Below are 24221 nucleotides of genomic sequence, written 5' to 3'. Positions count from 1 at the left end.
TTATTGTTTTTTAAGGATGATAAGTTCGTGGCACACGTCTGTCCACTTCCGCAGGGATGCGTTCCAGTCGGAAATCTCGTTTCGGGAAATACGCCGTTCGGTTATCTCCATCACTTTCCGGAAGATAACTTTGTTGCTTGCTTGTCGGAACGAACAGTCGAGCGTGCCTTGCGGCGTGTGGAGGGAGATGCCTTCGGGGCAGTGGGCGAGGGCATAACCTGCGGGTATCTCCACTTCCGTGTGACGTACGATGCGGCAGCGGAAGGGAAGTTCGTAGTCGTGGATACGTTTGGTAGTGTCTATCGGTTGGCAGAATAGGTCGCAGTGCGGGTCAGGGGCTATGTACAGTTCCGTGTCGGCACTCTGTACGGCACTTTTGTTGAGGAGTGTGCCGGACAGTATTGCCCACGTTTGCCCGGGTGCTTGCGTTATCCAGCCGATGGAGTCCGTCCGGTAATCGGGAGTGTCACCTGCCAATATGCGGGGGAGAACTTCCTGCCTGCCGTCCTTGTTGTTTTCGTGGTAAGCGGTCAGGAAGAGTTCTTTCATGTCTCCGCTCCAGTAGCGGGTCGCTTTGCCATACAATGCCCATTCCGTTTGCTTGCCGGACAGGGTACAGGCGTAGTGCAGGCTGTCGGTGGAAGTGCTGCTATCCAATACGGGCAGGGTCTGCAAGATGCACGTTTCCCCGTCTTCGATGACAGCTTCCCTGTCCTGTATGCTTCCGGGCACGAACTCCGGGGGAATGTGTTCGTTGGTGGCATCCAGGTAGTAGGTGTTCCCTTGGTGGAAAAGGGTGCATATCATGTGGTTTACCGCTGCCAGTGTGGGTACTTGGCTCATCGGGTAGGGAATGTCCGCCGTGCCTATATCGGTGAGTCGGGCGTCGAAACCTTGCGCTTTCAGCAAAGTGCGGAGCAGGAGTGCCATTCCTTTGCAGTCGCCGTACCGTTTGCGCAGCACTTCTGCCGGTGTGTCGGGTTTATGTCCCTGTATGCCGGCTTCAAAAGCGATGTAGCGGATGTGTTGCTGCACCCAGGCATAGGTGTTGTCTATCTTTTCCCGGTCCGTGCTGCAGCCTTCAGTGATTTCCGCCAGCAGCTTTTCCAGTCCGGGGACAGTGCAGTCCACTTGTGCCAGCCCGTTGGACCAGTGATACATATCGTGATAGTCTTTGAAAGAACCGGTGATCAGCAGGTGCGGATATATTTTGCCCGATGAAGGCATCTGCTTCTCATTTTTCATGGCAGGCATATCCGTTACGGTATAGGTGAATACGGAGTCGCCCGCAGCATTGGTACTGCGTTCGCAACGGATGGCAGGCGTGAAGTTTTGTTCTGTCAACCGAAAATGTGACAGGGCTTGTGGGATGGTGAATGTCAGTTGCTTTTCCTTGATGAAATATTCCTCGCCCAGGTAGACTTTCGTGAGGTAACGCAAGTCGTGGAACGTACGCTTGAAACTTGTTTCCGTCTTTTTCCCTTTGCGGTCGAGGTGGATGTTGAAGAAGCAGACCTTGCTGTCATCGAAGAATACGTTTTCAGGGGTAACGCTTTTGTATTCCGCCTTTCCTCCACCTTTGGCGGAGGCGCCGTCCAGCGAGATAAACTCCCCGTAGTAGGTGTGGGGCTGTAGGGATGCGCCCATCCGGGTGGCTTCGTAGGCTGTCTCTTTCCGGTTACGTGCGCAAGGTGTTCCGTCTTTTTCTACTGTGAAGACGTATGATTCATTGCATTGTGTGATGACAATATTGTCATCGAGTGTCTGTCCGTATAGGTTACAAATGTGCAAACACAAAAATACATATACATAGAGACTACGGCTTTTCATGTTCGGTTATATTAGATTGTGGATGAGTGTGCGGATACTGATGCGAAGCCGGTGCTCGCGTTTCCCGGCTTACTTCTCCAACAGGTCTTTCAGGAATGCGTCCAGTTCCTCGTCCAGGCCTTCCAGCAGTCCTTCGTTCACCAGGAGCGTGTCATCGTCCAGCAGCAGAAGTTCGGCTATGGTCTCCTTGTCATCGTCCACCAATACGAAGGAGAAGGGTTTCATGATAGTCAGTTTGTCGAAAGCACCCCGGTTCTTCATGTTGGAGAGCAGGTTGCTCAGGATACGTTCCATGTTTTCATAGAAGTCATCGCCTTCGTATGCCGTCCATTCTTCAACGATGGTGTCGGCAAGTGTCCGGTCGTCGTCATCGAACAGTAGGAGTTCGCCCGAACTTTGGCTGGCTTGCAGGTGGATATCCGTGACGACAGTTTGCTCGCAACCGCAAGTGTACTTGCCGATTGCCTGCTTGATGGTTTCTTCGAGGAGAGATAAGGACGGTTGACTGAGTTTCATAATTGCTTTTCTTTACTAAATAGATGTTCAAAGGTATAAAAAAAACAATTATACCTTACAGTATTTGATTAAAAATCATCATTAAATCGCTGCATTTGCATGTTTAGGCGTGATAAGCCTTCTTTGCGCCCTTCCAATTCGGTTGCATAAAGCGTTGTAAGGACATAGTAGGGAAAATCGGCTTTGTTGCCGGGAGCAGCCGGGTCTTTTTTATCCACACCGTCCACGATGCGTGCTTCGGCTTGCGCTTTCAGTGCCCAGTCGGTGGCGGTGGCAATGCTGTCCAACATTTCATAGCCCACTGCAAGGTTGTAGGCGGCCTGCATTTTCTTCTTTCCTTTCTTGGCGGCATAGGTCTCCTTCCAGAGTTCGATGGCTGTGTCCCATTGTTTCTTTCCGGCATATACGGCTGCGTCGCGCATGTTTACCGAGCCGCCGACGAACAGATACCGGTTGGCGGTTTTCCAATAGGGCAGCAGCTTCTTTACGGGTATGGTTCCGGCAAATTCCGATGCTTGTTTTATTAAATCTTCCTCGTTGATAAGTTTGTTCTGCACATAAGGACCATTACCGGCCTCTTCCCAAAAGATGCTGTCGTTGGCATTGATTGTTACCATGGGCGCGTTTCGGTTGGGTAGGTAAACCCTGGCGGTGGAATACACTTTGGCGTCTGCCGTTCCGTGGTAAATACCCCAGTCGCGCATGTACTTTATCTTCCGGACGGAGCGTATCTGTACATTCTCCAATGCGATGAGGAAATCCACGTCTAAGCCATGTACCAATTGGTTCACCTCATTTTGCGACAATACGCCCTCGCGAGGGGTAATGTCATGGGCGCGTAATGCCGAGTCGCAGATGACCACTTCATTGAAGTAGTTCTCATGGGCGAGTGATGCGGCGAGCGATTCGGTGGCAAGGATGGCATTGCCGTTGTAGTAATCTACCTTTCGAGCCATTTCATAGCTGTCTTTCTTTGTCTCTTTGGCAAGTATCGGCTTGTTGTCCGGGACTTCGGGCATGTTGTTGACGATTGCCACCCGTCTTAAACTTGCCGGAAAGCTGACATCTGCCGGAAGCATATAGTCTATGGAAAGCTGTTCGACACTTTGGCAACCTGCCAGAAGCAATAAGCAGGACAATAACAGGAGTGAAGGGGATTGGGGCATAATTCTTTGTTCTTTGTTCCAAAAAACAAAAGTAATCTTTTACTTGAATAAATAAAAGCCCCGGACAGATTTTAACCGTTCGAGGCTTTTAGGGTAGCAGTAGGATTAGTATGTTATATCACACTGTCTTACGCATTTTTTCCGTGGCAGTTCTTGTATTTCTTGCCGCTTCCGCACGGACAGGGATCGTTGCGCCCTACCGTCTTTTCGGCGCGGATAGGTTCGCGTTTCTGTTGTTCGCGCGTATCCTGTTGGGCGGCGGCTTGTTGGTTCGGGTCGCTCAGGTCCTGCTTTTGTTCGCGGTATTTGCTTAAGTCCTGACGTTGCTCGGGAGCTGCCTGGCGGACTTCCTGCGGTTCCTGTACCGGAATTTGTCCGCGCATCAAGATAGAGACGGTCTGATTGTTTATCTTGTCTACCATTGTATCGAACAGGTTTACAGACTCCAGCTTGTAAATCAACAACGGGTCTTTCTGTTCGTAGCTGGCATTCTGTACGGAATGTTTCAAGTCGTCAAGTTCGCGCAGGTTTTCCTTCCATGCCTCGTCGATGACGTGTAGCAGGATGGACTTTTCGAAAGATTTCACTACTTCCTTGCATTCGCTTTCGTAGGCGGTTTTCAGGTTGCAGGAGATGTTATACATGCGTTTGCCGTCCGTGATGGGTATCAGGATGTTTTCGTACATGTGCCCCTGGTTTTCGTACACCTGCTTGATGACCGGATAAGCGATTTGCGCCATGCGTTCGGTCTTGCGCTTGAAGAGTTCCATGGCGGCATCGAAAGTACGGTCGGCAAGTTTCTCTTTCTTCTCGTTACGGAACTCCTCTTCTGTGAACGGGGTCTCCATGGCAAGGGTCTGCAAGAGATCCATCTTGCAATCCTCATAAGTAGGAGCCTCGATGGCATTGACACAGCGGTCCCAAATCATGTTTACGATATCCATGCCGATACGTTCGCCCATAAGTGCGTGGCGGCGTTTGGTGTAGACCACGGTACGCTGCTTGTTCATCACGTCATCATACTCCAACAGGCGTTTACGGATACCGAAGTTGTTCTCTTCCACCTTCTTCTGAGCACGTTCGATGGACTTGGAAATCATGCTGTGCTCAATCATTTCGCCCTCCTTGAAACCGAGTCGGTCCATGACACCGGCAATGCGGTCGGAGGAGAAAAGGCGCATCAGGTCGTCTTCCAGCGAAACGAAGAATACGGATGAACCGGGGTCGCCCTGACGTCCGGCACGACCACGCAGCTGGCGGTCTACACGGCGCGACTCGTGACGCTCCGTACCGATAATGGCAAGACCGCCCGCAGCTTTTACTTCCGGGCTCAGCTTGATGTCCGTACCACGGCCCGCCATGTTGGTGGCAATAGTTACGGCGCAACTTAAACCGGCTTTTGCCACGATATCGGCTTCTTTCTGGTGCAGTTTCGCATTCAATACGTTGTGTTCGATTTTGCGCATGGTCAGCATCTTGCTCAGCATTTCGGAGATTTCTACGGAAGTGGTACCCACCAGGACAGGACGTCCGGCTGCCACCATTTTTTCAATCTCCTCGATGACGGCTTTATATTTTTCGCGTTTGGTCTTGTAGACGCGGTCGTTCATATCGTTGCGGGTGATGGGACGGTTGGTAGGGATAACCACCACATCCAGTTTGTAGATGTCCCAAAGTTCGCCTGCTTCCGTTTCGGCGGTACCGGTCATACCGGACAGCTTATGATACATGCGGAAATAGTTCTGCAACGTAATCGTGGCGAATGTCTGTGTGGCAGCTTCCACTTTCACGCCTTCCTTCGCCTCGATAGCTTGGTGCAAACCGTCGGAGTAGCGGCGGCCTTCCATGATACGTCCGGTCTGTTCGTCCACAATCTTCACCTGACCGTCGATTACTACATATTCGTCGTCTTTCTCGAACATCGTGTATGCCTTCAACAATTGGTTGATGGTATGTACGCGCTCGCTCTTGATGGCGAAGTTCGTCATCAGGGCATCCTTCTTGGCAAGGCGCTCTTCATCGGTCAGCTCTTTTTCGTTTTCCAGTTCGGAAAGCTGGGCGGTGATGTCGGGAAGTACGAAGAAGGTAGGGTCGGCGGAGTTGCCGCTAATCAGGTCCACACCCTTATCGGTCAGGTCTACACTGTTCAGCTTTTCATCAATTACGAAATACAACGGGTCGGTAACCTCGTGCATGCGTTTGTTGTTTTGCTCCATGTATATCTCCTCGGTCTTGAGCATGCCGGCTTTGATACCTTGTTCGCTGAGGAACTTGATTAATGCCTTGTTCTTCGGCAGGCACTTGTGGCTGCGATACAGGGCGAGGAATCCCTCTTCCTGCTCTTTCTTGTCGTTCGAAGCTATCAGGCGCTTGGCATCGGCAAGATATTGCGTGGCCAGTTTCTTCTGGGCTTCGACCAGACGTTCCACTTGCGGGCGGAGTTGCTCGAAAAGCTGGTCGTCGCCTTTGGGGACCGGTCCGGAGATAATCAGCGGCGTACGGGCATCGTCAATCAATACCGAGTCTACCTCGTCCACGATGGCATAGTTGTGCTGACGCTGTACGAGGTCTTTCGGGCTGATAGCCATGTTGTCGCGCAGGTAGTCGAAACCGAATTCGTTATTCGTACCGAAAGTGATATCTGCCAGATAAGCCTGACGGCGTGCGTCGGAGTTGGGTTGATGCCTGTCGATGCAATCCACGCTCAGACCGTGGAACATGTAGAGCGGACCCATCCATTCGGAGTCACGCTTTGCCAGATAGTCGTTCACGGTCACCACGTGTACGCCGTTTCCGGTCAGCGCGTTGAGGAATACGGGCAGGGTGGCCACCAATGTTTTACCTTCACCGGTTGCCATTTCGGCAATCTTGCCTTTGTGCAGCACTACGCCACCGAACAACTGCACATCGTAGTGCACCATGTTCCATACCGTATCGTTGCCGCCGGCTATCCAATGGTTTTGGTAGATGGCCTTGTCGCCTTCGATACGCACGAAGTCCTTCACGGTGGCGAGGTGGCGGTCGAAGTCGGTGGCGGTCACTACGATTTCTTCATTTTCGGAGAAACGTTTGGCGGTTTCTTTCACAATGGAGAAAGCGGCGGGAAGCACCTCGTCCAATGCTTTTTCGTAAATGTCCAGTATCTCTTTTTCTATCTTATCTATCTGAGCGAAAAGTTCTTCGCGCTTTTCCAGTTCGGTGCTTTCGACGTTTGCCTTCAGTTCCTCCACTTTGGCACGTTGTTCGGTTGCCGAATTGCGGATGTATGCCTTCAGTTCTTCGGTTTTAGCGCGCAGGGCATCATTGTCCAATGCGGCTATTTCAGGATAGGCGGCTTTTACCTTGTCTACCCACGGCTTTATTTCTTTCATGTCGCGGGTGGCTTTATTGCCGAAAATCGAGCTTAAAAATTCATTAAATCCCATTTTGTATCTGTTTTTATTATTATTCTAAGTTTATAAGGTGTGCAAAGTTACTGATTTTGCAATAGATAACGTAAAGTTGGACTGATTATTTTCGGAATTCACTACACAGGACATAAAGTTTCGCGGAGTTTCCCCGTATTGTGTTTCCCGGCAGAGTTTGTTCCGGCGTTTTTCTGCCTGAAAACATGAAGAACAAACTCTGTACCCTTCGGGTGTTTGCTGTGGTGAATCTTAATCGAGCCGTATTGCCGTACACGCATTGGGGGCACGGATGCGCATCGCATTCGACAGCGTAGGAGCTACGCGGTCTATCTGAACCGGTATGCGGATGGTTTCCGGTTTTATGCCTTTGCCGATAAGGATGAGGGGGGCGGGTATGGCGGCGGCACGCACCACGCGATTGTCGTTGCTGTTTTCCTGCATGATGGTCCATCCCGGCAGAACTTCGATAACCAAATCGCCGGAACGATGGCGGTGGAAACCGTTACGTATGCGCTCTATCTGCGGCGACCAGGAACCCAATAACAATTGGTGGGCGGAATACACTCTGTTTACTCCGCTGAACTGCACTAAAAACTCAGCCGACTTCTGTTGCATTTCGGCAAGGTTCAGCTGCTTTTCCTCTATTAACTTGCGGTTGAGATATATCTGTTGGTTATAAAAACCCTCTACATATTGTCCTTCACCGTAGGTAGCCATCAGGTACATGTTCAGCAAGGTGGCGCAACGGTTCAGGTGGAACTCTCCGCCGGGGATGCGGTAAATGCCTACATCGGCACCGTCCGGGTCGGTATATCCTGTAGAGGCGATGCACAGCAATACGTTTTGCATGCCTACTTTGCGTTCCAGCATATCCAGCAGGTCGGCAATGCTTCTGTCCAGGTGCGCATAAGTATCTTGCATTTCCATGGCACACTCCTGCGTGCTGCGGTGGTTGTAGTTGCCCGCGTAGTAAGTGATTGCCAGCAGGTCGGTTATTTCATCCTTTCCGACATTGCTCTTGTCCAGCAACTCTTCTGCTACACGGTTTACTTCGTCGTTGATGAGCGGGCAGGTTATCAGCCGGCGGTATTTGTTCTCCTTTTCCGCCTCGAACTTATATTTAAAAGGAATGGTCCTCCATTCGGGCAGGAATGTATAGCTGGTGATAGGATGGAGGGGATTCCACTCCATCTCCTTGATGCGGAAGTCGGGTGATTGCCCGTCGTTGTATTGGCTCAGCCACCAGGGATATTCGCCGTAATAGGTTGTTCCGCACCATTTGCCGGTTGCAGGGTTCAGCCAGAAAGCGCCGTTGCCGCTATGCCCTGCCGAAAGTACGGCTGCATCACGGAAAGGGGCGATGGCATATACCAGTGCGGCGTTTTTGGTGGCTATCTTGAGCTCGTCGGCAAAAGTGGAGGTCAGCAACTGCGTGGGGGCGGTGTTCTGATCGGTATAGTTGCCCATGAAGCCGGAGTCGTCCACGCAACTCTTCGGACGCAATATCTTCGGGTCAAACCAGCGTTCGGCTATGATGCCGTTCATGGAAGGCGTGGTGCCGGTATAAAAAGCGGCAATGGCGGAGGCGCGGTCGGTCACATTGAAAGAATACTCCGCCTGGCGGAATACCTTCCCTTCCCTTAATAACCGTTTAAATCCTCTTTCCCCATAAAGCGACGAGAAAGTTTCCATATAGTCCGTACGCAACTGGTCGATTGTCAGCGTCACCACCAATTTCGGAGAAGGGGGCAACGGTTGGGCATGCAGGCTGCCGAATGTCAGTGCGAGTATGGAAGTTATTAGTCCTTTCTTCATATATTATTTTTTTAGTTGACGGGGCAATGGGCTTATCAGGATATCATGTCTATAAGTTTGCTTGTCACCTCGCCGTGGCGGCATTGCTTGCAGAACGTATCAGCAAACAGAGTGCCAAAGGTAATACTGATAACGGAAATCTTTGCGGTATTACCGCCCAAAGCAGTATAAAAAGTGTTAAAACTACAAAGTTTGCCTTCATATAGCGGCTTCTTCTTCTTTTTCGCACGCTGTTGAGCATACATGGCAGGCAGAAAAGATGAAGCGGGTGGAATACGAACAACAAGTAATTGGGGCTGACCGCCGGATGTTGGGAGAATAGTGCAAGGAATGCCAGTATGCACCCTGCTATTCCGGCAACGAGGAACAGTGCAAGGTCTATTCCCCAAAGCGTTTTCTTTCGGCGTATGCCGTAAAGGGTGGCGGTGGCAGTCAGTATAAACAGGAGCAAGGCGGCGTGCATGGGTGTGAAACCTTCGGAAGGCTGTTCCGTCTCCCCGCTTCCGGTTTCTATTATTTTCTCTTCATTCAGCACGAGCGGGCGTTCCTTGCCCTCTTTGTCTGCAATCCGGGCTTGGTCGAAGTAAGTTTGCACATTAAAGGGGACAAACATCATCTGTCGGCGGCTGATGGGCTTGTCTGCTCGGCTTCCCATGCAGAGGTCTATGCCGAAGCGCGACCAGGGATGCCCTTCGGTATATTTGTGCAACAAGTCACGAAAGGATGTTCCGGTATCCGTATCGGTCATGTTGCCGGCATATTGCAGTGTTCCGTCAATGGATTTCTCTATCAAGTCGCGTGGTCGCGTGGCGCAATTGTCGTAAAAGAAGTTGTAACGGTATACGCGGTTTTCGGGGCGGTAATTCTCTTCGAGCAGGGCTATCAGCTTCTCTTTTTCCTGTGGGGTGAGGTTCAGTTCCTGTTGCCACACATCGCGTTCCAGATAGTGGTATTCTACGGCGAAACGTCCGTAATCGGCAGCACCCAGCTGATAATCCGTCTCGCCCAAGGCAAAACGAAGGACGAAGTTCGGTGCGTTGAAGTTGAATATGCCGTAGTTGAATACGGCATCGATGCCGCGCGTGTAGTTCTCGTACCGTATAGCGGTATGCCCGAAAAGGGAGTATATCTCTTCGCCCGCAGCGCATGTCAGCAGGCTGATGCGTATGGAATCGGGCGCGGATAATGTCTCTGCCTGCTTTTCCGTCCGGGCTGCGGCGATGAGGTGTGCCGGGCACGCCAACAGGAATAATAAAATGAGTAAATGCTGTTTCATGGGTACAAATTTACAGAAACAAGTTTGCCTTTCATAATTCATGAAAATAAAATCGAATTTTGCAAAGATACATAAAGCTGCCGAATAAAAAACTTTTTTGTCTTTTTGTTCTCGTATCCGATTTTTCTGACAATTTGTCTTTTCAGTCTCCGTAGAATCGTTTGTTTCCGTTCGTCCATACGATTGGTCGAAAAAAACGAAACGGGAAAGTGTTAACTTGCATGGTATTAGTGCAGTAGCGAGATATTTACAAATCAACCAGCGGAGAAAAATATAGGAAATGCCGTATACAGACCTCCCGTTTACCGAATATTGACATTTGTTGCGAGGGATATTAATATCCATCACGAGGGAAGTTAACATCTGTCATGAGGGAAGTTAATATCCCTCGCGACAGATGTTAACTTCCCCCGACTGAAAACTTGCATTCGATCGCAAACTGAAGTATTGTTTTGCATAAATGGTGTATGCTTATATGAAAAAGGTGCGTATTTATCCGTTCTTTATGCAGGATATACCTGTTTTAGAAGAAAGAAGAATCGATGAGAGTAAGCAAAAAGGAAGTTTTGCTGTCTTTTTGTCGCAAAACACGCTGCTCGTTTCTCTTTACATGGAGAGTGGGGGCTCGGTGAAATCACAATAATATAAGGTGTAATAGACGGTAAGGAAAAACTGCACGCTCCTACGGAAGGATGACGGACTTTTTCTGATAAAAACACTATCTTTGCGACATTTTAATTTAAAAGAAGTATGGAATGAATCTTGTAATCGATATAGGTAACACTGCTGCAAAGATAGCGGTGTTTCGGGATAAGGAATTGATGGAGGTCTGCTATGATTCCAACCGGACACTTGAGCGCCTGCCGGCTGTCTGTGCCAAATATACGGTAGAGAAAGCGATTGTGGCTACCGTTGTCGATTTGGACGGGCAGGCATCGGCGCAATTGGCACGTTTGCCGGTCCCGTTGTTGTGGCTGGACCATAAGACGCCGCTGCCGGTAGAGAATCTTTACGAGACTCCTGAAACATTGGGATACGACCGCATAGCGGCTGTGGTAGGGGCCTGTGAACAATTTCCGGGAAGGGATATCTTGGTGATAGATGCCGGAACCTGCATTACTTATGAGTTTGTCGATGCTGCCGGCCGCTATCAGGGCGGAAATATCTCACCGGGCATGCAGATGCGTTTCAAGGCGCTTCACGGGTTTACAGGCAGGCTTCCGCTGGTGGCTCGCGAGGGACGCCGCCTGCCGTTGGGCAGGGATACCGAGACGGCTATGCGCGAGGGGGTGCTGAAAGGTATGGAATATGAAATTTCGGGCTACATCAGGAGTATGAAGCATAAATATCCTGAACTTTTGGTTTTTTTAACGGGAGGTGATGATTTTTCTTTTGATACAAACGTAAAAAGTATCATCTTTGCAGACAGATTTTTAGTGTTGAAAGGATTAAATAGAATTTTAAACTATAATAATGATAGGATATAGACAAACACTCTTGGTGTTCTTGCTCATGATGTTGTCCGGAGCGGCAATCGCTCAAAATAATACGAATTCTCCCTATACAAGATACGGATACGGACAATTGGCAGACCAGGGTTCGGGTAATAGCAAAGCCATGGGTGGTATTGCGTACGGATTAAGGGATAAGTACCAAGTGAATTTCGTAAATCCGGCATCCTATACGGCAATAGATTCGCTCACCTTTATTTTCGATGGCGGCATTTCCCTGCAGAATACGAACTTCAGTAACGGAACTGTGAAGCAAAATGCCAAAAACTCCAGTTTCGACTATATTACAATGCAATTCCGCTTAGGCAAATGGGCTGCTATGAGTTTGGGATTGTTGCCCTATTCGAATGTCGGGTATAATATGACGGAATACCGGGAAGACGCAGACTATCCTTCCCAGTCCAGCGCATTGCAGTATTATGGAGACGGCGGGTTGCACCAATTGTATTTAGGAGCAGGATTTAAAATATTTAAAAACCTTTCCGTGGGTGCAAACATTTCGTATCTTTGGGGAGATATAACGCATACGGGAATTATAAAATTCCCGAACAATTCGTCTACTTTGCCATTGACCAGGGTGACGGGGACGTCCATACAAAGTTATAAACTGGACTTCGGAGCACAGTATACGCAGGCATTCGGCAAGAAGCATGAAGCTACTTTGGGAGTGTTGTTCTCGCCGGGGCATGATTTGGGAAACGATTCGTATGTGCAAGACCAGTTGGGAGACAACAATACGGGGGCTACGATAAATACCCGGGATACGGTCGCCACTTTCGGCAGTCCGATGAGCGTGGGTGTCGGCCTTAGCTATACGTACGACAAACGCTTGATGATAGGTGCCGACTTTACTTATCAAAAGTGGAGTTCGGATACATATATGAATGAAAAAAACGCTTTCTGCGACCGTACAAAAATAGCGTTAGGAGCCGAATTCCTTCCGAATCCGTTGGGAAGAAGTTATCTGGCACATGTGAAATATCGTTTGGGAGCTTATTATTCCCAGCCCTATTATAAAATAAAGGGAATGCGTGCAGCCAATGAATATGGAGTGACTGCCGGTTTCGGGCTTCCTATTCCGCGTACACGTTCCGTACTGAGCCTTTCCGCCCAGTATGTGAGGACCGAAGGCAAGGATGCCGCTTTCTTGAATGAGAATACATTGCGTGTCTGCATTGGAGTGACTTTCAACGAACGCTGGTTCTTCAAACGGAAAGTTGATTGATGTTGAATGGAGAAAATAGATAAAATAATAACTAAAAATTAAATACAATGAAAATTAAAACGCTTGTCGCTGTTTTGCTCCTTTCGGGTGGAGCGACCAGTACTTTCGCACAAAGTGATTGTAATGCCAACAGTAGTATTTCGCACGAGGCAGTAAGAGCGAAGAATTTCAAGGATGCTTATGCTCCTTGTATGGAGGTTCTGAAAGATTGCCCGACATTGAGATACTATACTTATACCGATGCCCAGAAGATTTTTGTAGGTTTGATGAGCCAAATCAAGGACCGTAATTCTGCGGAGTATAAGAAGCTTTTCGATGAAATGATGGCGGTACACGACCAGAAGATGAAGTATATTCCTGAATTTGCTACGAAAATGAAGGGAGTGCCGAGTGTTGCTTCCGCGTTGGGTACAAAAGCTGTGGATTACCTGCAATATGCTCCGGCTCCGGATTTGAACCAGGCTTACGCATGGTTGAAGGAATCGGCGGAGGCTACCAAGGGAGAGACGGACGGTGCCGTATTGCACTATTTCGTTGACGCTTCCATGCGGAAAGTAAAAGCCGATACCAATCATACAGACCAGTTCTTCCAGGATTATATCAATGCTTCGCAGTATGCCGACGATGCTATTGCCGCAGAAGATAATCCGAAGAAAAAGGCGGTTCTGCAAACAATTAAGGACAACCTGGTAGCCATGTTCGTAAACAGCGGTGTGGCAGATTGCGAATCACTGCAGAATATTTATGGTCCGAAAGTTGAAGAGAACAAGAATGATTCCGCTTTCTTGAAGAAAACCCTTGCCATCCTGAAGATGATGAAGTGTAATGAAAGCGAGGCATACTTTAAAGCTTCCGACTATTTGTATCGTGTCAATCCGAGTGCGGATGCCGCTGTGGGTGTAGCATATATGTATTATAAGAAAGCTGACTATGATACTGCTGTGAAGTACTTTGACGAAGCGCTCGGTATGGAAACCGACAATGCGAAGAAAGCGGAAATGGCTTATGCTACCGCTGCTGCTTTGTGGCAAGCCAAGAAACTGTCTCAGGCAAGAACTTATGCCCAGAAGGCTATCGGCTTCAATGAAAACTATGGTGAGCCTTACATTTTGCTGGCGCAAATGTACGGATCAAATCCCAACTGGAGTGACGAACCGGCTTTGAACAGATGTACTTATTTCGTTGTTATCGATAAGTTGCAGCGCGCCAAGGCTGTAGACCCGAGCGTTACGGATAGGGTAAATGAACTGATTTCAACGTATGCGCGTCATACTCCGCAGGCTAAGGACCTCTTTATGTTGGGTTACAAGGCGGGCGACCGTATTACGATTGGCGGTTGGATTGGTGAGTCTACAACCATTAGATAAGGATATGTCGCTACAACCTAATGTTGTCGGACATAAGAATACAAGCATAACCATTGTCCTTGGGGCAATGGTTATGCTTCTTTTATTTTCTTCTTGTTCCGGACGAAAAAAAGAGATGGGAGCCGCCATTACCGAACGCGATTCGTTGCCGGTTATGGATACCCGGGGAGTGACAACGCTGATTTCCGATTCGGGTATTACGCGTTATCGTGTCAATACAGCGGAGTGGTTGATTTACGATCGTAAGAACCCGCCTTATTGGGCATTTGAGAAAGGCATTTATCTGGAGAATTTCGATTCGCTGTTTCATACTGAAGCCAGCATTAAAGCGGACACGGCTTACTATTATAATAAGAAAGAGTTGTGGAAGCTGATGGGAAATGTGCATATACAGAATTTGAAAGGCGAGAAGTTCGACACGGAACTGTTGTATTGGGACCAGAACAAAAAACGTGTGTATTCCGATCGGAGGGTACGTATCGAACAGCCCGACCAGATAATTTATGCCGTGGGGTTTGAATCGAATGAACAATTAACAAAATATCGTTTCTTCAAGACGGAAGGTATTTTCTATGTGGATGAGGATAGTACCACCCCCTCCGATACGTTGAGGAGAGACAGCATTCAATGATATAATGGATACTATTATTTACTTGGTGATAACCATGGCATTCTCCGCTTTCTTTTCGGGTATGGAGATTGCTTTTGTTTCCGTGGACAAACTCCGTTTTGAAATGGAACGGAAACCGGGTGTCACGTCAGGCATCCTTTCCTGTTTTTTCCGTAATCCGAATAATTTTATTTCCACTATGCTGGTAGGAAATAACATAGCACTGGTCATTTACGGTATCCTTATGGCGCAGATTATCGAGGTGAATCTGCTGGCAGGAATGATTGACAATCATTTTGTTATGGTATTGGTGCAGACCATCATATCTACGCTTATTATTCTTGTAACGGGTGAGTTCCTTCCGAAGACTTTGTTTAAGATTGACCCGAACCTGATGTTGAGGATATTTGCAATTCCTTTGTTTGTTTGCTACGTAATCCTGTTTCCCGTATCGAAACTCGCCTCCGGAGTGTCTTATCTCTTTTTGCGCCTGTTTGGCATGAAGATAAATAAGGATGCCTCCGACAAGGCATTCGGCAAGGTGGATTTGGATTATTTCGTTCAGTCGGGTATAGAGAATGCGACCAATGAGGAAGAATTGGATGCGGAAGTAAAAATATTTCAGAACGCACTTGACTTTTCCAATATAAAGATACGCGATTGTATTGTTCCTCGTACGGAAGTTGTGGCCGTGGATGTGACCGCATCGCTTGAAGATTTGAAAAGTTTGTTTGTAGAGTCGGGCATCTCCAAGATTATCGTGTATGACGGGAATATAGATAATGTAATTGGTTATATCCACTCCTCCGAGATGTTCAGAAATCCGGCGGACTGGAGAAACAATGTCAAGGAAGTGCCTATCGTGCCCGAAACAATGGCGGCACATAAGCTGATGAAACTTTTTATGCAGCAGAAAAAAACGATTGCCGTTGTGGTAGATGAGTTTGGCGGCACGTCCGGTATCGTCTCCCTGGAAGATTTGGTAGAGGAGATATTCGGAGACATTGAGGACGAGCACGACAACACTTCCTATATCTGTAAGCAAATCGGCGAGCGTGAGTATGTGTTGTCCGCACGTCTTGAAATAGAGAAAGTAAACGAAACGTTTAATCTTGAACTACCCGAATCGGATGAATACCTTACGATCGGCGGATTGATTTTGAACCGTTATCAAAGTTTCCCGAAACTGCATGAAGTGATAACTGTTGACGAATATCAGTTTAAGATAATTAAAGTCACGGCAACTAAAATAGAGTTGGTGCGGCTTAAAGTCACGGAATAATTTCGTTTCGGCGTAATTTTTTAAAGAATAAATAGATGCGTATTAGCATTTTTTGTATCTTCGTGCGCTAAAATGAACCTTGAAAAGGAAATAATAATAAACAAATAATTCAGATTAACTAAAATGGCAACATTACAAAACATTCGGTCTAAAGGACCCTTATTGGTGATTGTTATTGGTTTGGCGCTGTTTGCTTTCATCGCGGGAGATGCGTGGAAAGTACTTCAGCCACACCAGTCACAAGATGTAGGCGAAGTGAACGGAGAAGCTATTTCCGCTCAGGATTTTCAGGCATTGGTAGAGGAATATACGGAAGTAGTGAAATTTTCCAGCGGCTTGAATGCGTTGAGCGATGAGCAGGCCAACCAGATTAAGGATGAAGTATGGAGAGCATACGTAAACAATAAATTGATTGAGAACGAGACTGAAAAGTTGGGTTTGGTTGTTTCTAAGGCGGAACTTCAGGCTATCATTGATGCCGGTGTACACCCGATGTTGCAACAGACTCCGTTCCGCAATCCGCAGACCGGTGCTTTTGACAAAGATATGTTGAAGAAATTCTTGGTAGACTATTCCAAGATGAACAAGGCTCAGATGCCGGCTCAATATGCGGAGTACTACAATTCTATGTACAACTTTTGGGCTTTTATCGAGAAGTCGCTTATACAGGCTCGTCTGCAGGAGAAATACCAGGCTTTGATTACGAAGTCTTTGTTCTCCAATCCTGTTGAGGCGGAAGCCGCTTTCAATGCACGTGTAGACCAGGCAGACTTGTTGCTGGCTGCTGTTCCTTACTCTTCTATTATAGACTCTACGATTGTTATTAAGGAGTCCGACCTGAAAGATGCTTATAACAAAAAGAAAGAGCAGTTCAGACAGTATGTAGAGACTCGCAATATCAAATATATTGATGTACAGGTTACTGCAAGTCCGGAAGACAAAGCCGAACTTCAGAAAGAAATGGAAGAATATACTGCGCAGTTGGTGGAGAATCCTTCCGATTATGCAAACTTTGTTCGTTCGACCGGTTCTGCCCAGCAGTATGTTGACTTGTTCTATACCGCTAAGGCGTTGCCTGCCGATGTTGTAGCCCGTTTGGATTCTGTAAATGTGGGTGGTGTGTATGGTCCTTACTACAATGCTTCGGACAACACAATCAATTCTTTCAAGAAACTGGCTGTTGCCGCTATGGCGGACTCTATCCAGTATCGCCAGATTCAGGTTGTTGCGGAAGATGCTGCCAAGACAAAGACTTTGGCCGACAGTATCTATACTGCCATCAAGGGTGGTGCCGACTTTGCCGAAATCGCTAAGAAGTATGGTCAGACCGGTGAGGCAACATGGATTTCTTCTGCCAACTATGAAGGTGCCCAAGTAGACGGTGATAATTTGAAATATATTGTAGCTATTACTACTTCAGGTCAGAACGAGTTGACTAATCTTGCTTTAGGACAGGCAAATGTTATTCTGCAAGTGATGAACAAGAAGGCTGTGAAAGATAAATATAAAGTAGCTGTTATCAAGCGTCCGGTTGAATTCAGTAAGGAGACCTACAGTAAGGCATACAATGATTTCAGCCAATTCATCGCTACCAACAATACATTGGATAAGCTGGTTGCTAATGCGGAAGATGCCGGTTACAGACTGCTGGATAGAGCTGATTTGTATAGTTCGGAACACACTATCGGTGGTGTGAAGGGAACTAAAGAAGCCTTGAGATGGGTATTCGATGCAAAAACCGGCGAAGTTTCGGATTTGTACGAATGCGGTGAGAGTGATCATCTGTTGGCGGTAGCCGTTGCAAGTATCGTTCCGGAAGGTTACCGTCCGTTGTCTATGGTACAGGATCAGTTGAGAAGCGAGGTTCTCCGCGATAAGAAAGCTGAGAAGATTATGGCTGATATGAAAGCTGCGGGTGCCGCTTCTTTCGACCAATACAAGAATATGGCAAATGCCGTTAGCGACTCTGTTAAGCACGTTACTTTCGCGGCTCCGGCTTATGTTCCGGCATTGCGTAGCAGCGAACCATTGGTGGGCGCATACGCTTCAATCGCCGAATTGAACAAGTTGAGTGCTCCTATCAAGGGTAACGGTGGTGTGTTCGTTCTTCAACCTTATGCAAAGGAAAAATTGAACGAAACCTACAATCAGGAGACGGAAGAAGCCACATTGGAGAATATGCATGTACGTATGGCAAGCCAGTTCATCAATGACTTGTATCTGAATGCAAATGTAAAAGATAACCGCTATCTGTACTTTTAAGAAAGCAGGATAAACTTTATAATACTGGGAGAAGCCGTTCGATAAATGTCGAACGGCTTTTTTATTTGTGCAACTTTATTCATACCTTTGCGGGGTAGAAGTGTTAAAACACAGACATTCGTACAAGATAGTTGAGCATTAGTACTTATCCTAAATATACAAATTGAATGAAACAACCTCTTTTAGGTCTTACATTAACCGAACTTCAAACAGTTGTAAAGAACTTGGGAATGCCCGGATTTGCAGCCAAGCAGATTGCTTCGTGGCTATATGACAAGAAAGTAGCCTCCATAGATGAAATGACAAACTTGTCGTTGAAGTATCGGGAACTGTTGAAAGAGATGTATGAAGTGGGAGGTGAGGCACCCGTAGACGCCATGCGCTCGGCAGATGGTACAGTGAAGTATCTCTATCGCGCCGGCGAGGGACGTTATGTGGAGGCTGTTTACATTCCGGATGAGGACAGGGCTACACTGTGTGTCTCTTCCCAAGTCGGTTGCAAGATGAACTGTAAGTTTTGCATGACAGGCAAGCAGGGATTCACAGCTAATCTGACCGCCAATCAGATTATTAATCAAATAAATTCGCTGCCCGAGCGTGACAAGTTGACCAATGTGGTCATGATGGGTATGGGAGAGCCTTTGGATAATCTTGACGAAGTATTGAAAGCGCTGGAAATAATGACATCGTCCTATGGTTATGCATGGAGTCCGAAGCGGGTAACACTCTCTTCTGTCGGACTTCGTAAAGGTCTGCAACGTTTCATTGAAGAGTCGGATTGCCATTTGGCAATCAGCCTTCATTCACCCGTACCTTTGCAGCGGCGTGAGCTGATGCCGGCGGAGAAAGCCTTTTCCATTACCGAGATTGTTGAACTGTTAAGAAACTATGATTTTAGCAAACAACGCAGATTATCCTTCGAGTATATTGTTTTTAAGGGAGTAAACGATTCGTTGTTGTATGCAAAGGAACTGCTGAAACTGCTGCGCGGCATGGATTGCCGTATCAATCTGATTCGTTTTCATGCCATTCCGGATGTGAAACTGGAAGGTGCCGGTATGGAGACTATGACAGCGTTCCGCGATTATTTGACATCACATGGATTGTTTACTACCATCCGTGCTTCCCGTGGTGAAGATATATTTGCTGCATGCGGCATGCTTTCAACGGCTAAACAGGAGGAGAATAAAGAAAATTAATATAAATTATTAACTTTGGTATCAAGCTTATAGGGCTTTTTCGTAGTTTTGTAAAAACTAAAATATATAAAGATATGAAGAAACACCTGTTTTATTTGAGTATGTCCCTGATGCTCGTACTGTTTTCAGCGTGCGGTAACGGTAAGAAGGGTGTGTTTACCCCGACATCCAGTGGTCGGGCGTATGAAATTCTGGTTGTGATTGACCAAGGCCTATGGGAGCGTCCTGCAGGTCGTGCTCTCTATGACGTGCTTGATTCTGATGTTCCCGGATTGCCTCAATCGGAACGTTCATTCCGCATGATGTATACTTCTCCTGCAAATTATGATTCCACTCTGAAACTTATCCGCAATATCATCATCGTTGAGGTGAACAAGGATTTGTACACACAGCCCAAGTTCAAGTCTGCGAAGAATGTATATGCCGCCCCGCAATCCATCCTGACTATCCAGGCACCGGACGAGGCATCTTTCGGGAAGTTCGTCGAGGAAAACAGGCAGGTCATTATAGACTTTTTCACCCATGCCGAAATGAACCGTCAGATTTCAGTGTTGGAGAACAAGCACAATGATTATGTTGCCACGAAAGTAAAGAGCATGTTCGACTGTGACGTATGGGTGCCCGGCGAATTGACAGCCGTCAAACAGGGAGAGAACTTCTTTTGGACGGGTACGAATGCGGCTACGGGCGATCAGAACTTCGTTATCTACTCTTACCCTTATACGGACAAGGACACATTTACGAAAGAGTATTTTATACATAAGCGCGACTCTGTAATGAAAGTCAACATCCCCGGTGCGGAAGAAGGTATGTATATGGAGACCGATTCGTTGATGACGGATGTACGTCCCATTAGCGTACAGGGCGAATATGCGTTGGAAGTCCGCGGCTTGTGGCGTGTGAAGGGAGATTTTATGGGTGGTCCGTATGTGTCTCATGTACGTCTGGATAAGGTTAATCAGCGTATTATCGTGTCCGAAATATTTGTATATTCGCCCGATAAGATGAAGCGCAATCTGGTACGTCAGATGGAAGCGTCATTGTATACGCTCAAACTGCCCGGAAGCAAGCAGGAAGGAAACGAAATGCCTTCGGCTATAACAAAAAAGGATTCTACTAAAACAGAAAAATAAGAATGGAAGATAACAAAATAAGAGTCGGCATAACTCAGGGAGATATAAATGGAGTAGGGTATGAAGTGATTTTGAAAACATTCTCAGACTCTACGATGCTGGAGCTGTGTACTCCGATTATTTACGGTTCGCCCAAAGTGGCTGCCTATCATCGTAAATCGCTGGACTTGCCGGCTAATTTCAGTATTGTAAACTCTGCATCCGAAGCTGCGCCCAATCGTCTGAGTGTTGTAAACTGTACGGACGATGAAGTAAAGGTGGAGTTCTCCAAACCGGATGCCGATGCCGGCAAAGCTGCTCTTGGCGCTTTGGAAAAGGCGATTGAGGAATACAAGGCGGGACTTATTGATGTCATTGTTACAGCGCCTATCAATAAGCATACCATCCAATCGGAAGAGTTCTCTTTTCCCGGGCATACGGAATATATTGAAGAGAAGTTAAGCAACGGTGGAAAAGCCTTGATGATTTTGATGAAAGACGATTTCCGGGTAGCATTGGTGACAGGACATATTCCTGTCAGGGAGATTGCTTCCACTATTACGAAAGAATTGATACAGGAGAAACTGACAATTTTCAACCGTTCGTTGAAGCAGGACTTTGGCATCGGAGCGCCGCGCATTGCCGTACTTTCACTGAATCCGCATGCCGGTGACGAAGGCTTGTTGGGTACGGAAGAACAGGAGATAATTATTCCCGCCATTAAGGAACTGGCGGAAAAAGGTATGCTGTGCTATGGTCCTTATCCGGCTGACGGTTTTATGGGTTCCGGCAATTTTGCCCGTTTTGACGGCGTATTGGCAATGTATCATGACCAGGGACTTGCCCCATTCAAGGCATTGGCTATGGACGAAGGCGTGAATTATACGGCAGGACTTCCGATAGTGCGTACTTCGCCTGCGCATGGCACGGCTTATGATATTGCAGGAAAAGGGCTTGCGTCCGAAGATTCTTTCCGTCAGGCAGTCTATGTGGCAATCGATGTATTCCGTAATCGTTTGCGCGGGAAAGAGGCGCATGCCAATCCTTTGCGGAAACAATATTACGAAAGACGTGACGACAGTGACAAACTGAAACTTGATAGTGCAGAAGAAGATTTGTAGTATGACGAAAGCGGAAATACAACAAGTAAAATTGCGTTTTGGTATCATTGGTAATAATGAGGTATTGATGCGTGCCATTGACATTGCTATTCAGGTGGCTCCTACCGATTTGTCGGTGCTGATTACCGGAGAGAGCGGTGTGGGTAAGGAGAGTTTCCCGCAGATTATCCATCAATACAGCCGGAGAAAGCATGGGCAGTACATTGCCGTAAACTGTGGCGCCATTCCCGAGGGAACGATTGACTCGGAACTGTTCGGCCATGAGAAAGGTGCTTTTACCGGTGCTATCGGTGAGCGGAAAGGTTACTTTGGCGAGGCGGACGGCGGGACGATTTTCCTTGATGAGGTAGGCGAACTTCCTATGCCTACGCAAGCACGTCTGCTTCGCGTGCTCGAGACGGGAGAGTTTATCAAAGTCGGTTCGTCCAAGGTTGAAAAGACGAATGTACGTATTGTTGCCGCTACCAATGTAAATCTCACACAAGCAATTGCCGACGGACGTTTCCGTGAAGATTTGTACTATCGCCTTAATACCGTGCCTATTCAAGTTCCGGCTTTATGCGAACGCGGGGAGGATGTTGTGCTGTTGTTCCGTAAGTTTGCATCGGACTTTGCCGAGAAATACCGTATGCCTGCCATTCAACTGACTGAGGATGCCAAACAAATGTTGTTGGCGTATTCATGGCCGGGCAACGTACGCCAGTTGAAGAACATAACGGAACAGATTTCCATTATTGAAACCAATCGCGAAATCAATGCTTCTATTTTGAAGAACTATCTGCCGGAACAGAACAGTGCACAACGTTTGCCTGCCCTGTTTGGCGTGAGGAATGAAAGTAAGAGTTTTGAGAGCGAACGCGAAATACTGTATCAGGTGCTTTTTGACATGCGCCAGGACGTTACCGAGTTGAAGAAACTGGTACACGAGATTATGACAGAGCGGGCCACCGTGGGCAATCAGCCTGTGACGCCTGCCGCTTACTATACGCCTGCGCCTGCCGTAGTGGCTTCGGTGCCTGCCGCCGGAGTGCCTACTATCATACATCCTTCCGTAAAATCGGCACCTGAGATAGACGATGATATCCAGGACACGGAAGAGTACGTTGAAGAATCCCTTTCGCTGGAAGAAGCGGAGAAGGAGATGATACGCAAGGCCCTTGACAGGCATCATGGAAAACGCAAAAGTGCGGCTAAAGATTTGAACATATCGGAGCGCACGCTATACAGAAAGATAAAAGAATATGGATTGGATTAAGAAAACAGCACTGGCATCAGCGTTGGTGGGTTTGGTATGCGTGGCAGTTTCCTGCCGCATCTCTATGGGACTCGCCCCGATAAGTTCCATTGATTACAGCAAGGTGAAAACTATCACGATTGCCGAATTTCCCAATCGTGCCGAATATGTGTACGCTCCTATGACTACGGAGTTCAACCAGAAACTCAAGGATATGTTTATCCAGCAGACGCGTCTGCAGTTGGTGAATGCTAACGGTGATTTGGAAATAGACGGTGAGATAACCGGTTACAACCAATATAATGAGGCTGTGGCAGCCGATGGCTATTCTTCTAAAGTGAAGCTCACCATGACCGTCAACGTACGTTATGTAAACAATACCAATCATGAGGAAGACTTTGAACAACAGTTCTCCGCTTTTCAGACCTACGATTCGTCTTTGTTGCTGACTGATGTGCAAGACGAACTGATAAGCAAAATGATAAAAGATATCACGGAACAAATATTTAACTCAACCGTAGCTAACTGGTAACCGAGGAATGACTTCTGCTTATTTGCAACAATGGATACAACATCCTGAAACATTGAATAAGGACACTCTGTATGAACTTCGTACATTGGTGGCCCGTTATCCTTATTTTCAGTCACTTCGGCTGTTATACCTTAAGAACCTTTATTTGTTGCACGACATTACATTCGGTGCGGAATTGCGTAAGGCGGTGCTGTATGTAGCGGACAGGCGTGTGTTGTTTTATCTGATAGAGGGCGACCGCTATGCGTTGAAATCCCGCAAGCCGTCTTTACTCTCTTCCAAAGTGTTGGAAGAAGAACCCGGTGTAGACCGTACGCTCTCTTTGATAGATGCCTTCCTTGCAACTGTTCCGGAAGAACATTCGCAAGCCACCGAATTGGATTATGCGGTGGACTATACTACCTATCTGTTGCAAGACGACGGACGGGAAGATGCTGAAACGCCTGTCGGAGAAGAAGTCCCTAAGTTGCGCGGCCACGAATTGATAGATGGATTTATCCGTAAGAGCGAGGCGGCGGAGCAGCCGGTCTTTGAAAGACCGGTATGTCTTGAAGACACTCCCGTACTTTCGGAAGAGGAAGAGAGGCCTTTTGAAAGAAATGAGGATGTGCAGGCAGCTGTTTCAAAAGACGGGTCTTCTTCCGGCGAAGATGATGAAAAGAATGATGGACAAAGCCTGCGGGACGGTGTGGACGACAGCTGTTTCACAGAAACTTTGGCTAAGATTTACATCAAGCAGCATAGATATGATAAAGC

The 24221-nt window shown here is 47.4% G+C and carries 19 protein-coding genes; 13 read left to right on the top strand and 6 right to left on the bottom strand.

The genetic code is table 11. The annotated features are described in order from the left end of the window. From QZ327_RS00455 to QZ327_RS00430, 6 genes are all read right to left on the bottom strand, one after another. A complete protein-coding gene (locus QZ327_RS00455) occupies positions 1–1830 on the bottom strand; it encodes a transglutaminase domain-containing protein (protein ID WP_294616181.1) in 1830 nt (609 codons plus the stop codon). 69 nt (positions 1831–1899) lie between these two features. Beyond that, the gene (locus QZ327_RS00450) at positions 1900–2346 is read right to left on the bottom strand and encodes a hypothetical protein (protein WP_294616179.1); all 447 of its coding nucleotides are present in this window, start codon (positions 2344–2346) and stop codon (positions 1900–1902) included. A gap of 68 nt (positions 2347–2414) precedes the next feature. After that, positions 2415–3512, bottom strand: a complete 1098-nt coding sequence (locus QZ327_RS00445; protein ID WP_294616177.1) for a DUF6340 family protein — start codon at positions 3510–3512, stop codon at positions 2415–2417. Positions 3513–3640: 128 nt separating this feature from the next. Beyond that, a complete protein-coding gene (secA, locus tag QZ327_RS00440) occupies positions 3641–6937 on the bottom strand; it encodes a preprotein translocase subunit SecA (protein WP_294616176.1) in 3297 nt (1098 codons plus the stop codon). Positions 6938–7168: 231 nt separating this feature from the next. Next, the gene (locus QZ327_RS00435) at positions 7169–8734 is read right to left on the bottom strand and encodes an alkaline phosphatase family protein (protein WP_294616175.1); all 1566 of its coding nucleotides are present in this window, start codon (positions 8732–8734) and stop codon (positions 7169–7171) included. A 64-nt stretch (positions 8735–8798) separates the two neighbouring features. Beyond that, positions 8799–10010: a DUF4105 domain-containing protein gene (locus QZ327_RS00430; RefSeq protein ID WP_294616174.1), complete on the bottom strand. Its 1212-nt coding sequence runs from the start codon at positions 10008–10010 to the stop codon at positions 8799–8801. A gap of 475 nt (positions 10011–10485) precedes the next feature. Here QZ327_RS00430 and QZ327_RS00425 point away from each other — a divergent pair, with 475 nt between their 5' ends. The 13 genes from QZ327_RS00425 to QZ327_RS00365 all read left to right on the top strand — a co-directional run. After that, complete coding sequence (locus tag QZ327_RS00425) at positions 10486–10653, top strand: hypothetical protein (RefSeq protein ID WP_294616173.1); 168 nt, start codon at positions 10486–10488, stop codon at positions 10651–10653. Between the two features lie 112 nt (positions 10654–10765). Then, a complete protein-coding gene (locus tag QZ327_RS00420) occupies positions 10766–11497 on the top strand; it encodes a type III pantothenate kinase (protein WP_294616171.1) in 732 nt (243 codons plus the stop codon). Further along, positions 11484–12746 (top strand): hypothetical protein, encoded by a 1263-nt coding sequence (locus QZ327_RS00415; protein WP_294616170.1) that lies wholly within the window; start codon positions 11484–11486, stop codon positions 12744–12746. The genes QZ327_RS00420 and QZ327_RS00415 overlap by 14 nt, the downstream gene beginning before the upstream one ends. Before the next feature lie 47 nt (positions 12747–12793). After that, on the top strand, positions 12794–14113 hold the full coding sequence (locus tag QZ327_RS00410) for a hypothetical protein (protein WP_294616169.1): 1320 nt from the start codon (positions 12794–12796) through the stop codon (positions 14111–14113). Positions 14114–14117: 4 nt separating this feature from the next. Beyond that, positions 14118–14744 carry an LPS export ABC transporter periplasmic protein LptC gene (gene lptC, locus QZ327_RS00405; protein WP_294616168.1) on the top strand — a complete coding sequence of 209 codons (627 nt, stop codon included), beginning with the start codon at positions 14118–14120 and terminating at the stop codon, positions 14742–14744. Between the two features lie 4 nt (positions 14745–14748). Further along, positions 14749–16005, top strand: coding sequence for a hemolysin family protein (locus QZ327_RS00400; protein WP_294616167.1), 1257 nt, complete (start codon positions 14749–14751; stop codon positions 16003–16005). A 123-nt stretch (positions 16006–16128) separates the two neighbouring features. Next, entirely contained in the window at positions 16129–18267 is a 2139-nt protein-coding gene (locus tag QZ327_RS00395) for a peptidylprolyl isomerase (RefSeq protein ID WP_294616165.1), read from the top strand. A gap of 167 nt (positions 18268–18434) precedes the next feature. Beyond that, positions 18435–19466: a 23S rRNA (adenine(2503)-C(2))-methyltransferase RlmN gene (gene rlmN, locus QZ327_RS00390; RefSeq protein WP_294616164.1), complete on the top strand. Its 1032-nt coding sequence runs from the start codon at positions 18435–18437 to the stop codon at positions 19464–19466. A gap of 74 nt (positions 19467–19540) precedes the next feature. After that, positions 19541–20599, top strand: a complete 1059-nt coding sequence (locus QZ327_RS00385; protein WP_294616162.1) for a DUF4837 family protein — start codon at positions 19541–19543, stop codon at positions 20597–20599. Positions 20600–20601: 2 nt separating this feature from the next. Beyond that, entirely contained in the window at positions 20602–21699 is a 1098-nt protein-coding gene (pdxA, locus tag QZ327_RS00380; RefSeq protein ID WP_294616160.1) for a 4-hydroxythreonine-4-phosphate dehydrogenase PdxA, read from the top strand. Between the two features lies 1 nt (position 21700). Beyond that, entirely contained in the window at positions 21701–22954 is a 1254-nt protein-coding gene (locus QZ327_RS00375; protein ID WP_294616158.1) for a sigma-54-dependent Fis family transcriptional regulator, read from the top strand. Further along, positions 22941–23465 (top strand): LptE family protein, encoded by a 525-nt coding sequence (locus QZ327_RS00370; RefSeq protein WP_294616157.1) that lies wholly within the window; start codon positions 22941–22943, stop codon positions 23463–23465. Before QZ327_RS00375 ends, QZ327_RS00370 begins: the two co-directional genes overlap by 14 nt. 7 nt (positions 23466–23472) lie before the next feature. Then, positions 23473–24221 (top strand): tetratricopeptide repeat protein (locus QZ327_RS00365; RefSeq protein WP_294616155.1); only part of this gene is annotated, 749 nt, incomplete at its 3' end.

Origin of the sequence: uncultured Bacteroides sp. (genome assembly GCF_910578895.1) — a bacterium.
In the GTDB taxonomy this organism is placed as follows: Bacteria; Bacteroidota; Bacteroidia; order Bacteroidales; family Bacteroidaceae; genus Bacteroides.
The sequence above is the reverse complement of the archived record's forward strand: the minus strand, read 5'-3'. Positions and strand labels throughout refer to the sequence as shown.